Source organism: Brucella sp. JSBI001, from assembly GCF_026014005.1.
GTDB lineage: Bacteria > Pseudomonadota > Alphaproteobacteria > Rhizobiales > Rhizobiaceae > Brucella > Brucella anthropi.
In genome coordinates, this window is record NZ_CP110339.1 from 2,572,632 (window position 1) to 2,584,522 (window position 11,891).

The window sequence follows — 11,891 nt, forward strand, 5'->3', positions numbered from 1 at the left end:
TATCGGGTGCTTATGCTGCCGCGCGACGCGTCAGGGAGAAGCGCGAACCCGACGACGACGTGCAGTTGAGCTGCGTCGGAGAAACAAGTGCGCAGTTCACTTTTGAAGACGTGCCGCGCACGATGGAACGCATGTCGATCTCGACAAGCTGCGGCGACTGGTAACGGTAGTTGCCTTCGGCAAGCTTTTCGTTTGTGTCGGTGGAGCGGGTCTCGAAAATGCCGCCGTTGAACGACGAGACGATGCCGTTTGGATCGACCCAGCTGCCTTCGATGCCGGCAGGGGCGCGGGATACAGTCGGGACATTGCCGCCGACCGGGCCAGTCGTTTCACACGCGGCCAACGCCAGCGACATGACTGCAAGAGGGGCAATGATGCGGAAGCGTTTCATATCCATGCTCTCCATTAAAGCATTTTCGGGCCAGAACTGCGAAATGGCTGGCGTCTGAAATGCGTAAAACCAAGTATTTAGAGCGGCTTCAACGATTCCGTGCTGATTGGAACCGCTCGGGGATGGTTAGTTTGATGTATTGAAACTTGCACGAAAACAAGCCCTCATTGTGAGGAATGGGCCTCCGCCTGTCGATTTGTTGACAATGATGCAAGATCGCCGCGCAGAGTGGAAGGCTGTGCCCGATCTTTCCGTTTCGCTGTCACGACCCGAAAATCAGCATTGCCGATATAAACATCATGACGGCGACGATCACCGACGATGCTGAAAGTGCGCGACGAAGATAGTGCTTGAGCGCAGTACTGTTCTTGAACGAGACCATGGAGGCAATGGATTTCGTTAACTGGTAGAGAGCGAGATAGAGGACAATCGAGATTAGCCCGATCGTCCATCCAAACTGCACCGTCTGGCTGGGATGCCCCGGCACACCTAGAATCCAGGGCAAGACCAGAAGTCCGCAGATCAGAGCCATCAGATCAGGAAACCGGCTTACAGCCAGCCTTATCGTATTGCGGGCAAATATCGATAAACGCACATATTCCTCATGGAATGGCCCGGTCGAAGCCGGGCCAGCTTGATTAGCGAACCAGAATATTCCGGAATTGCCACGGATCCTTGGTATCGAGGTCTTCCTTGAACAGATGGCCGCGACCTTCCAGCGGTGTCCAGTCAGTGTAATAGCCGTTCAACGGACCCAGATATTGCATCTGGACTTCAAGGCAACGGCGGTAATCCATCTCGTCGGTCTCGACGATGCCGCTGCGCGGATTCTCCAGCGCCCAGACCATACCCGCCAGAACGGCTGAGGAAACCTGCAGGCCAGTCGCGTTCTGATAAGGCGCAAGTTTGCGCGCTTCCTCTACGGTCAACTGCGAGCCGTACCAATAGGCATTCTTGTCGTGGCCATAAAGCAGCACGCCAAGTTCATCACTGCCGTCCAGAATTTCATGCTCTTCCAGAACATGCTGCACGGGTTGCGCCTTGCCGCTTGCGCCGAACATTTCGTCAAGAGCCAGAATGGCGTCATTGCTCGGGTGATAGGCGTAGTGACAGGTCAGGCGGAAATCAAGCTTGCCCTTCTTGTCGCGCAGCGTGAAAAAATCGGCGATGGAGATCGCTTCATTGTGGGTGACGAGCAAGCCATATTGCGCGCCGAGCGTCGGACACCAGGTACGAATACGGGTATTGCCGCCCGGCTGTTCAAGGAAAATTGCGGCCTTGTTGCCCTTCTTCTGCTTGCGGGCATTCTTGGGCATCCATTTTTCATGGCTGCCCCAGCCAAGCTCTGCCGGTTGTAAGCCTTCGGCGATGAACCCTTCGACGGACCATGTATTCCAGAATGTGTTGAAAGGTTTCGGCTCTTTTGCGCGTTGGGTATCGCGTTCGGCGATGTGGATACCCCTGACGCCGGCTTTTTTCATCAGTTTCGCCCAGCCGTGGCGATCATCCGCTGCCGGTTCGGTGAAATCGAGCTTCAGTTCAGTCGCAAGATCGACGAGCGCTTTCTTGACGAACCACGAGACCATGCCCGGATTGGCACCGCAGCAGGAAACTGCGGTCGTGCCGCCGGGATTCTTGCGCTTTTCAGCGCGAACCGTTTCGCGCAGCGCATAGTTGGTTCGCGAGGCATTGTCTGCGTCTTCATCGAAATAGAAGCCGAGCCAAGGCTCCACCACGGTGTCGATATAAAGCGCGCCATGCTCTCGGGCGTAACGCATCAGATCGAGTGATCCGGTATCGACCGAAAGATTGACGATGAAAGGCTGGCCTTCCGTTTCTTTCAAGAGAGGTCCAAGAACCTTCTTGTAATTGTCCTTGGTGATTGCTTCCTTGATGAAGCGGATGCCCTTGTCATCGAGGATTTTGCGATTGGCGTCGCTCGGATCGATCACGACCATGCGCGACTTGTCGAATTTGAAATGACGTTCAATCAGCGGCAGGGTACCGCGCCCGATCGACCCAAAGCCGATCATGATGACGGGGCCGGTTATCTCGCCATAGACTTGCCATTTCGCTTTCGCCATTTTCTTCCTCTGAGGTGCCGCAGAATTGCGGTGTTGGGTTATCCTTAGCCCGGTTTAGCTTATGCGCGGGAACGATAACACAACTTCATAGAAAGAAAGAAACGTCACAAGCCTATGACATCAATACATGTTTAATGCGGATTGGCTTTTTAAGCCTCGATCAGCTGTGCGCGGATCATGCCGCGCAGCGAATTGCCGACGAGAATGTTGCGCGCATTTTTGAGCGTTTCGACGGTAACGATACCCTCTTCGACAACATTGTTGTTCAGCAATTCACGGCGCAGAACCCCGTCGAGGAGGCCGCATGATAGGGCGGGCGTCGTGCAGGTCGTGCCGCCAACATCGAGAAATATCGACGTAATGGTTCCCTCACAGACTTCGCCGCGATCATTGAGCAGGATGACTTCGTCGATCTCCGCCGGCGAGTACTCCTCGCGCGCTGCGATATAGGCCTGCCGTCGCGTCGTCTTGTGGCGCAACAGAGTATCATTGTGATCAAGGTGCGTGCGGGCAATTGCGATTCGCCAGATCGTCTGGCAGGAGAGTGGCTCAAAAGGTATGGTCGAGACAGTGGTCACGCCATCGGGCGCAAGTGTCAGCCGCACCTTCAGGGCCTGCTCACCGGTTCCGCTTTCTGAAACCTTCTGCCGGACAGCTTCCATATTGCAGGAAAAACCGAGTTCACGGGCGGAATTTTCGAGACGCGCCATATGCAAATCGAAGCGTAAAACGCCCGAGAGCGGTTCCCAGCGCATGGTTTCGATCAGCTGATAATCCGGCTCCATGATCACAGCCTGCGCCCCGTGTGGCTCGACAGTGCCGCGAACCGTGCTTTCAGAAGACATTCCTCGTACTCCGCTTGCGCCGTGGAATCGAAGACCACGCCACCCCCGACGTTGAAGATCGCACGATTTTCATCGAGAAGCGAGATCGTGCGAATGGCAACGTTGAAACGCATCCGCCCGCTTGGCTCGATCCAGCCGAGCGAGCCGCAATAAATGTCGCGCGGCCCGGCCTCCAGTTTACGCAGGATTTCCATGGCGCTGATCTTTGGTGCGCCGGTGATCGAGCCGCATGGAAAAAGGGCTGCAAAGAGCGTGCGCAATGGCAGGTTTTCTTTCAGTCTGGCCCGCACGCGGCTGATCATCTGGTGGACGGTGGGATAGGTTTCGATGCGGAAGAGTTCCGGCACATCGAGCGATCCTACTTCGCTGACAAGCGAAATGTCGTTGCGAAGCAGATCAACGATCATACGGTTTTCGGCCTGATTCTTCGGGTCGTTCAGCAGAAACTGGCGGTTCTGCTCGTCTTCTTCAGGCGTCGCACCGCGGGGCATGGTGCCTTTCATCGGATGGGTTTCAATCCACCCGTCGCCGTCGACTTCAAAGAAAAGTTCCGGCGAGCGCGACAGGACAACCGGTCCACCAAGATCGCAATAGGTCGCGTAGCGAACCGGCTGACGTTTTGCGAGCATGTTGAACAGGATCAGCGGATCGCCGCCCCATTCCGCATGGATCGGAAAGGTGAGGTTGCCCTGATAGCAATCGCCTTCGCGCAAGTGCTGGTGCAAGCGTTCGAAGCGGGGCGCATAGTCGTCAAACGACCATTGCGCGACCGGATTGCGCAGAAAGGTGGCATTGTCTTCGCCGCGGCCGTGCATAGACTGGTCGGAAGGGCCATCGAACACGCCGAAGCAGAGAAGCGGGGCATCGCGTCCCTCTGGCAGCAACGGCTTCAGCTTGGGCTCGAGAAGATAGCCGGCTTCATAGGATAGATAACCCGCAAGCCATTTTCCGGCATTATGGGCCGCCTGCATCGCATCCCATGCGGGTTCAAATTCATCAGGTGTGTCGGCGCGAATGATCGATGAGGGGGCCGTGAAAAGCACATCGCGGCCCGCCTTGTCATCCCGGAACAGGATAAGCGGCTTATTGCTTTGGTGAGTCACGCAAGTGCTCGGTCTTCCATGGCTTCAAGCTCGTCGATGATGCCTTCGATCACCGACAGGCCCTTGCTCCAGAAATCCGGATCGCTTGCATCCAGACCGAACGGCGCAAGCAATTCCTTGTGGTGCTTGGTCCCGCCAGCCTTCAGCATGTCGAAATATTTCTGCTGGAAGCCCTTTTCCGAGTTCTGGTAGACCGCATAAAGCGAGTTCACCAGACAATCGCCGAAAGCATAGGCATAGACATAGAATGGCGAATGGATGAAGTGCGGGATATAGGTCCAGAAGGTTTCGTAACCCGAATTGAGATTGACGGCATCGCCAAGGCTTTCGCGCTGCACATCCATCCAGATTTCGCCGATGCGTTCTGCGGTCAGTTCGCCTTCGCGGCGCTCGGTGTGGACGCGACGTTCGAACTGGTAGAAGGCTATCTGGCGCACGACCGTGTTGATCATATCCTCGGCCTTCTGCGCCAGCATGGCCTTGCGCTCGCGCTTGTCTTTCGTGCGCTCCAGAAGCGAACGGAAGGTCAGCATTTCGCCGAACACGGATGCGGTTTCAGCAAGCGTCAGTGGCGTTGAGGCCATCAGAGCGCCCTGACCACCCGCCAGAACCTGATGCACGCCATGGCCCAGCTCATGTGCCAGCGTCATCACATCGCGCGGTTTGCCCATATAATTGAGAAGCACGTAAGGATGCGCAGACGGAACGGTCGGATGTGCAAAGGCGCCCGGCGCCTTACCGGGGCGGACCGGCGCGTCGATCCAGTTCCTGTCGAAGAATTTCTTCGCAATCTCGGCCATTTCCGGTGCGAAATTGCCATAGGCAGAAAGCACGGTATCGCGCGCTTCATCCCAAGGAATGAGCGCCTGCGGCGTTTCCGGCAGCGGCGCGTTGCGATCCCAGTTTTCAAGCTTTTCGAGGCCGAGCCATTTGGCTTTCAGGGCATAATAACGGTGCGAAAGGCGTGGATAGGCGTCTTCCACCGCCTTGGCGAGTGCGTCCACCACTTCCCGCTCGACGCGGTTGGCAAGGTGGCGGCTGTCGGCAATATCCTGAAAACCGCGCCAGCGATCGGAGATTTCCTTGTCCTTGGCGAGCGTGTTGGTGATCAGCGTGAATGTGCGCAGATTGGCGGCAAAAGTCTTTGCCAGTGCATCGGAGGCTTTTTTACGCACGGCTCCATCGGCGTCCTGAAGCATGTTCAGCGTCGGCTCGATGCTGAGTTCCTTGCCATCGATTTCAAAGCGAAGCCCTGACATCGTTTCATCGAACAGCCGGTTCCAGGCGCTGTAGCCGGTAATCGACTTTTCATGGAAGAGCTGCTCCAGCTTGTCATCGAGCTGATATGGCTTGTCCATGCGCAGATCGGTCAGCCATGGGCGATAATGGCCAATGGCTTCGTTATCGCTCATCGCCTTTTCGAGAACTGCATCCTCGATGCGGTTCAGTTCAAGGCCGAAGAAAATGAGATGGGTGCTGGCGTCGGTCAGCTTTTGCTGCACATCACCGAAAAGCTTCATGCGCTTCGGGTCGGACGTGTCGCCATAATAGTAGAGGCCCGCGAAGGAGCCGATACGGCCCATCAGTTCGTCCAGAGCCTCGAATTCCTTGATTGCATCGACAAAATTGCCGCCATTGGTCTTGGCTGTTTCGTCGCCGAGCTTGCCTTTCCAGCGTTTCTCGAAGGCTGCAGCGTCCTTCATAGCCTTTTCGATATCGTTTTTCAGTTCTGCGCTGTCCGCAGACGGATAAAGATCGCCCAGATTCCATTCCGGCAGGTTGCCGAGGTCAGTCGTTTCGGCAGCAACCGCATCACTGGCCGGTGCGTACAAAACCTTGTTGAAGGAAACGGATTCTGAAAAGCGGGTCATGAACATTCTCCAAGAGCATTTCCAGAAAAAGTGCGAAACGGTTTTTCGTCGGATAATGCGTACAAACAAAGAGATAGAGCGGTTCCACGATTCCGCGTTAACCGGAACCGCTCTACTAGGCCTCTTCTCGCATGTCTTGCCAGGATCGCCAAGAGGTGGGAAAAGCGCCTCGAAATTTTGTGATGGCCTGTCCCGCGGTGGATTGCAGAAAAGCAAATACCTGAATCGGGGAGTGGATTCAGGATACAATTTTTGTGAATGGGACGTTCAGGTACATTTAGTACCTTGCATTCGACGAAGGCTTGCCTCCAAATAACGCGCCTGGAATATGAGACATTTAAACTGTTTAAGTATTTTGGGCGTGGGAACTCCATAGGTTGATGATAGCTGTTAATGGCCACGCGCATACTCATAGCGGATGACGATCCGATTCATCGGCGCAATCTTGAAGCGATAGTCATGCGCATGGGCTATCGGACCATTCTTGCTGACGGTGGAGCAAGCGCACTCGGTTTCGTAAGCCAGCGTAAGGACATCGTCCTGATGCTGCTTGATCTATCGATGCCGGACATGGATGGCCTGACCGTTTTGCGCCGGATGCGCGAAGCTGGAAATAATGTTCCTGTTATTGTTCTCGTTCAGAATGATGATCTCCAGCCGGTTCTGCTGGCAATGAAAATGGGCGCGGTCGATTTTGTGACCAAGCCCGTCGCCTTCGAGCGTGTGCAGGTTTCGGTTTCCAATGTTCTGAAGATCGATGCGCTGACGCAGGAAATCCGCCGCGCCCGCTCATCCCTGAAAGCTCATCTGACACTTTCCGACATGGCGATCAAAAGCCCGGAAATGGAGCGGGTCAGCATTCTGGCACGTCGTGCCTCGGCGCTGGATGCACCGCTTCTGATCGAAGGAGAGCCCGGCAGCGGCAAGGAAACACTGGCGCGCGCTATTTGCAGCGGCGGTGCTCGCTGGCGTGGCCCTTTCGTGACCGTTGATTGCCGTACCTTGACCGTCGACAATGCCGACGAAGTTTTCTTCGGCGTTTCGACCGCGCGGCGCGATCGCCGCGAGGATGATGTCATCCGCAGCCTCGGAAAACTCGTGGAAGCCGATGGTGGGACGCTCTTTCTGGATGAGGTGGGTGCACTGCCACGCCACACGCAGATCAAGCTTTTTGCCGCCATGCAGTCCGGCCAGTTCGAAACCGGCGGGGGAGGCGAGCGCGCGCTGTCCAACGCCCGCATAATGGCATCGAACAGCCGTCCTTTGGCGGATCTCGTCCATATGGGGCGTTTCCATGCAGGGCTTTACCATCTGCTCGGCTCCTTTGCCGTTGCTATGCCGCCGCTGCGCAACCGTCTGGAAGATATTCCGATCCTGCTGCATCAGTTCATGATGCGCTATGTCAGCGAAGAGCGGATGGGGCACATCACCGGCATCACCACCCATGCGCTGGAAAAGCTGAAGACCTATCATTGGCCCGGCAATGTGCGGGAGCTGAAAAATGCCGTTTATCGTGCCGTCCTTCTCTGCGAGACTGGCGAACTGACGGCAGCTGATTTCGCACAGATCGGTGCGGGGGCAGAGGCTGCAAGGGCAGTGCAGCAATCGGTTCGGTTCAACCTTGTCGATCACGATCCGACGGTGAGTGGTCAGTCGGGCTTGTTCAGCGGGATCGATGGGGCAGGCGAGGTGCGCACGCTTGCCGCAGCCGAAGAAGAAATGATCCGGTTCGCGATTGCTCATTATGACGGGCAAATCAGTGAAGTTGCTCGTCGTTTGGGCATTGGAAGAACCACACTTTACCGGAAGCTGAAGGAATATGGCATCGATGTGACGTCGATTTCCGGTAAGGGACCGGGTGCCGATGAGGAGGGGGAGACTACCCCTTTCAACCGTGCTGCCAGTTGACGGAAATCTGCGTAACCAATTGAATTTTAGTCGTTTATAATAGATTGGCTGTCACGCCTGGCAGGTACTGTTGCCGATTAAAGACTGTTAATAATTTTTTAACCATGACAAAAATAGATGCGCGTGTGTGGCTTTTTTGCCATGGTGTTTCCTCATTTGTTGTTCACTAAGCGTCCATTAACCATTAAATCCGACAATCGGAGCTCGAGCGGAACTGGGACGCAGGCTTTTTGTGGCACCACAAAGAAAGTCCCGAGGGATGCCTGGAGAATGCTTCTGGGGCGGAAAACGGTAAGGCGATACGATTCGATGAACAGCATATCGACCATTAAAGCGCGCTTTGCGAAGGTTTGGACCGGGATGAAGGCATCTATGTCCGTTCCGTCTGCCCTTGCCGCTGCTGCGGTTCTCATGGCGCTGTCTCCTTCGCAGGCTTCGGCTGAAACCCGCTCTCTCAAGCTTTATTACGTTCACACCGGTGAAAAAGCGGAAATCGTCTTCAAGAGAAACGGTCGCTTTGACGCCCAGGGTTTGAAGAAGCTGAACGTTTTCCTGCGAGACTGGCGCCGCAACGAGCCGACCAAGATGGACCCGCGCCTGTTCGATCTGGTCTGGCAGGTCTATCGCTCCACTGGATCGAGTCAGTATATCACCGTCGTTTCCGCTTATCGTTCACCGGCCACCAATGCCATGCTGCGCTCGCGTTCCGCGAAGACCGGCGTTGCCAAGAAGAGCCAGCATATGCTCGGCCGGGCGATGGACTTCTATATTCCTGGCGTACCTTTGGCAAAATTACGCGGCATCGGCATGCGCTATCAGATTGGTGGCGTTGGTTATTATCCGCGTTCCGGCTCGCCATTCGTCCACATGGATGTTGGCAATGTTCGCTCCTGGCCGCGCATGAGCCGCCGCGAACTGCTCGCACTCTTCCCGGATGGCAAGACCGCTCACCTTCCAGCAGACGGCAAGCCGTTGCCGGGCTATGAGCAGGCATTGGCCATGATCGAGAAGCGCAAGGCCGGTGGCGGCGAGATTTTGATGGCCAGCAATTCCGCGCCGCGTCGCAGCAAGAGCCTGTTCGGTGCGCTGTTTGGCGGCGGTGCCGACGAAGAAGAAGACACTGGTGATGTGAGCGCCCCGCCGGCGACGGCACGGCCGGCTCGCGCCGCGCCTGCGCGTCAGGCTCCGGCAGCGGTTCCGGAAGAGCCGGTCCAGCAGCCGCGTGAAACCATGGTTGCTGCTCTGCCTGCCCGCGATGCTCCGCTTCCGGTACAGGCACCGCGTCCGGAAACGGGCCTTGATGCACAGGCCGCAGCCGAAGTCCCGGTCGCCGCACTAAACGTTCCTATCCCGGCTCGCAAACCCGCAATGGCGCCACAGGATGCCGTCGCGCTCGCCGCAGCGGAGCCTGCCGCCGATGCGGCAGCTGCCGCCCGTGCCGCCGTGGATGCGAATACGGTTCAGGTTGCCGATGCTGGCACGCCTTCGCCGCTGATGAATGGTTTTGTGCCAATCCCGTCGGCTCGCCCGCAGCTTGAAACGGATAATATGCAGCTTGCAGCTGCGGTGGTGCCGTCAGCGCGTCCGACGCGTCCGGGTGAAAACACTGCCACAAACGGTCAGGATGCGATTGCCGCGCTGGTCAATAGCCAGCAGGCCGAACCGACGCAGCTTGCCGATGCAGGCAATGCGGCTGTGCCGCAGCCGGGCGAAACAGCAGCGTTCCCGCTGCCGAAGGAAGCGCCGCGTGCCAACACGCAGCTTGCCCTGCTTTCCAAGAGGGATGAGATCGGCGAACTGATCGCACCGCCTTCTGACGATTATTATGACAGCAAGCCGGTTGCAGACTCTGCGCCAAAACAGGCTCCGGCAGCTGTGCAGACAGCTTCGGTTGCCCGCACGGCACCGGCAAAGCCGACAGCCACTGCTTCTGCCGCAGTCCATAAACGGGTCGCAGCGATTGGCAAGGCAGCCGAGACGGGCGTTCGTACCACCGCGAAGGGCGGACGTTATGTAGCCAAGGCCCAGTCCAAGCCGCGTGCAGTTGTCCAGCCTGCGGTAATGCCAACTTCGGAAGTCGCCATGTCGACGGAATCGGTGTCGAGCACCATACCGGTGACCAATCCGGTCCTCCGCAACGATGCGATGCGCTCTGCACCGGCCATGGTCTACACGGCAGGTTTCCAGCGTGGCAATCTGCCGACCGAACGCGCCAACCAGTTCAGCGGCAATGCCGTTACCTTCCTGACAGTGGCCAAGTTCACGGAAACCAACTGATCGCCATCCAAACGATGACAAACCAAAAGAAAAGGGGCCTTCGAGGCCCCTTTTTACATCCCATATGAGCTTACTCAGCTTTTCAGATCAGCTGCTTCGCTTGCAAGGTCGGTGATTGCATCCCAGTCGCCAGCCTCGACGAGTTCTTTCGGTGCAACCCAGGAGCCGCCGACGCAGACGACGTTCGGCAGCGACAGGTAATTCCTGGCGTTTGCAAGGCTGATGCCGCCTGTCGGGCAGAAGAAGGTTCCGGCCAGCGGAGAGGACAGCGCCTTCAGGAACGATGCGCCGCCAGCCTGTTCAGCGGGGAAGAATTTCAGATGGGTATAGCCCTCTTCGCGGAGCGCCAGCATTTCGCTCGGCGTAATGGCGGCGGGCAGAAGTGGCACGTCGCTGTCGTTGGCGGCAGCGACGATGTATTTCGTTGCGCCGGGGCTGACGATGAAGCGCGAACCAGCTTTCGCTGCATCCTCATATTGTTTGGCATTGAGGATCGTCCCGGCACCGACGATTGCTTCCGGCACTTCCGACGCAACCGCGCGGATGGCATCGAGTGCGGCAGCCGTGCGCAGGGTGATTTCGATTGCTGGCAATCCGCCTTTGGCAAGCGCGCGTGCCAGCGGAACAGCATGTTCCACCTTGTCGATCAACAGAACCGGAATGACCGGCTGGCCTGTCATGATGGGGACGAGAAGATCGGTTTTCTGGGACATCGGCTTGCTCGGCTGTTTGAGTGGATAAATCGATTTAAATCTCCTTCGTCGGTTTGTCCACCATTGAAGAAGGCTTGATCACGCGGCTCTTTTAAAGTTCTCAAGCCGCTTTTGCCAGCGCTGATAGGCTTCGGCCATGCGTTTGTCATATTCGTTGCGGGCAAAAGCCGGGCCGTTATAGCGTCGGGCGAACTCGCGCCAGTTACGGGCCTTCAGCACGTCGAGAAGCTCTGCCTTTTCGATGAAGCGCAGCATCAGCCGCGCCTGCCCGGCAATCGATCCGCGTGCTTCCGCCACAAGTTCATCAACGGTGGCATAACCAAGCCATTCCCAATGCGCACCCATAACCTGCCCCAGCCCCCAGGAGGTGGATTCGAGCGCTGCCTTTTTGCTCAAGCCCATCGCACGTTCAAGCAGAAGCCAGCGCGCGGTTTGCGATTTCGGATTGCGTATCTGGCCTGCGACTGGGGCGGACAGGCCGTTGCTTCTCGCGTAGTCACGCAGACGACCGGACAGCCTGCGGTCAAAATAATGCCCTTCGAACCGGATGGCCGGTTCCTTGCCTCCGCTGATATCGAATAGCGCCTGCCCGCCGCTTTCCACTTCCGCAATTGCCAGCAAAGCCGCCGGGTTGATCTTCGTCTCATCTGCCATTGTCGTCAGGGCTGCAATTGTCTGGCTGTCGAACATATCTCTCTC

The 11,891-nt window shown here is 57.0% G+C and carries 10 protein-coding genes; 2 read left to right on the forward strand and 8 right to left on the reverse strand.

Annotated features, from left to right (window positions below; genetic code table 11):
- Nucleotides 1-10: 10 nt before the first annotated feature.
- From omp10 to LJ361_RS12160, 6 genes are all read right to left on the reverse strand, one after another.
- Complete coding sequence (gene omp10, locus LJ361_RS12135; RefSeq protein ID WP_010660674.1) at nucleotides 11-391, reverse strand: outer membrane lipoprotein Omp10; 381 nt, start codon at nucleotides 389-391, stop codon at nucleotides 11-13.
- A 262-nt stretch (nucleotides 392-653) separates the two neighbouring features.
- The gene (locus tag LJ361_RS12140) at nucleotides 654-986 is read right to left on the reverse strand and encodes a hypothetical protein (RefSeq protein ID WP_010660675.1); all 333 of its coding nucleotides are present in this window, start codon (nucleotides 984-986) and stop codon (nucleotides 654-656) included.
- A 43-nt stretch (nucleotides 987-1,029) separates the two neighbouring features.
- On the reverse strand, nucleotides 1,030-2,475 hold the full coding sequence (locus LJ361_RS12145; protein ID WP_010660676.1) for a homospermidine synthase: 1,446 nt from the start codon (nucleotides 2,473-2,475) through the stop codon (nucleotides 1,030-1,032).
- 149 nt (nucleotides 2,476-2,624) lie between these two features.
- Nucleotides 2,625-3,320 (reverse strand): aminotransferase class IV family protein, encoded by a 696-nt coding sequence (locus tag LJ361_RS12150; protein WP_036588086.1) that lies wholly within the window; start codon nucleotides 3,318-3,320, stop codon nucleotides 2,625-2,627.
- On the reverse strand, nucleotides 3,263-4,423 hold the full coding sequence (locus tag LJ361_RS12155) for an aminodeoxychorismate synthase component I (RefSeq protein ID WP_264811610.1): 1,161 nt from the start codon (nucleotides 4,421-4,423) through the stop codon (nucleotides 3,263-3,265). The genes LJ361_RS12150 and LJ361_RS12155 overlap by 58 nt, the downstream gene beginning before the upstream one ends.
- Nucleotides 4,420-6,294 carry a M3 family oligoendopeptidase gene (locus tag LJ361_RS12160; protein ID WP_264811611.1) on the reverse strand — a complete coding sequence of 625 codons (1,875 nt, stop codon included), beginning with the start codon at nucleotides 6,292-6,294 and terminating at the stop codon, nucleotides 4,420-4,422. The genes LJ361_RS12155 and LJ361_RS12160 overlap by 4 nt, the downstream gene beginning before the upstream one ends.
- Nucleotides 6,295-6,687: 393 nt before the next feature.
- Here LJ361_RS12160 and LJ361_RS12165 point away from each other — a divergent pair, with 393 nt between their 5' ends.
- Both LJ361_RS12165 and LJ361_RS12170 read left to right on the forward strand, forming a co-directional pair.
- Complete coding sequence (locus tag LJ361_RS12165) at nucleotides 6,688-8,202, forward strand: sigma-54-dependent transcriptional regulator (protein WP_264811612.1); 1,515 nt, start codon at nucleotides 6,688-6,690, stop codon at nucleotides 8,200-8,202.
- Between the two features lie 360 nt (nucleotides 8,203-8,562).
- Nucleotides 8,563-10,479: a DUF882 domain-containing protein gene (locus LJ361_RS12170; RefSeq protein ID WP_264813597.1), complete on the forward strand. Its 1,917-nt coding sequence runs from the start codon at nucleotides 8,563-8,565 to the stop codon at nucleotides 10,477-10,479.
- A gap of 74 nt (nucleotides 10,480-10,553) precedes the next feature.
- Here the strand turns inward: LJ361_RS12170 and LJ361_RS12175 are convergent, their stop codons facing one another.
- Nucleotides 10,554-11,192, reverse strand: coding sequence for a 2-dehydro-3-deoxy-phosphogluconate aldolase (locus LJ361_RS12175; protein ID WP_012093548.1), 639 nt, complete (start codon nucleotides 11,190-11,192; stop codon nucleotides 10,554-10,556).
- A 78-nt stretch (nucleotides 11,193-11,270) separates the two neighbouring features.
- Nucleotides 11,271-11,882, reverse strand: coding sequence for an N-acetylmuramidase family protein (locus LJ361_RS12180; protein WP_264811613.1), 612 nt, complete (start codon nucleotides 11,880-11,882; stop codon nucleotides 11,271-11,273).
- Between the last annotated feature and the right edge of the window lie 9 nt (nucleotides 11,883-11,891).

Bases quoted from the DNA above. Each gene is read 5' to 3' on its own strand.
- omp10 (WP_010660674.1), bottom strand. From the start codon at position 391: ATGAAACGCTTCCGCATCATTGCCCCTCTTGCAGTCATGTCGCTGGCG.
- LJ361_RS12145 (WP_010660676.1), bottom strand. From the start codon at position 2,475: ATGGCGAAAGCGAAATGGCAAGTCTATGGCGAGATAACCGGCCCCGTC.
- LJ361_RS12150 (WP_036588086.1), bottom strand. From the start codon at position 3,320: ATGTCTTCTGAAAGCACGGTTCGCGGCACTGTCGAGCCACACGGGGCG.
- LJ361_RS12160 (WP_264811611.1), bottom strand. From the start codon at position 6,294: ATGACCCGCTTTTCAGAATCCGTTTCCTTCAACAAGGTTTTGTACGCA.
- LJ361_RS12165 (WP_264811612.1), top strand. From the start codon at position 6,688: ATGGCCACGCGCATACTCATAGCGGATGACGATCCGATTCATCGGCGC.
- LJ361_RS12170 (WP_264813597.1), top strand. From the start codon at position 8,563: ATGAAGGCATCTATGTCCGTTCCGTCTGCCCTTGCCGCTGCTGCGGTT.
- LJ361_RS12175 (WP_012093548.1), bottom strand. From the start codon at position 11,192: ATGTCCCAGAAAACCGATCTTCTCGTCCCCATCATGACAGGCCAGCCG.
- LJ361_RS12180 (WP_264811613.1), bottom strand. From the start codon at position 11,882: ATGTTCGACAGCCAGACAATTGCAGCCCTGACGACAATGGCAGATGAG.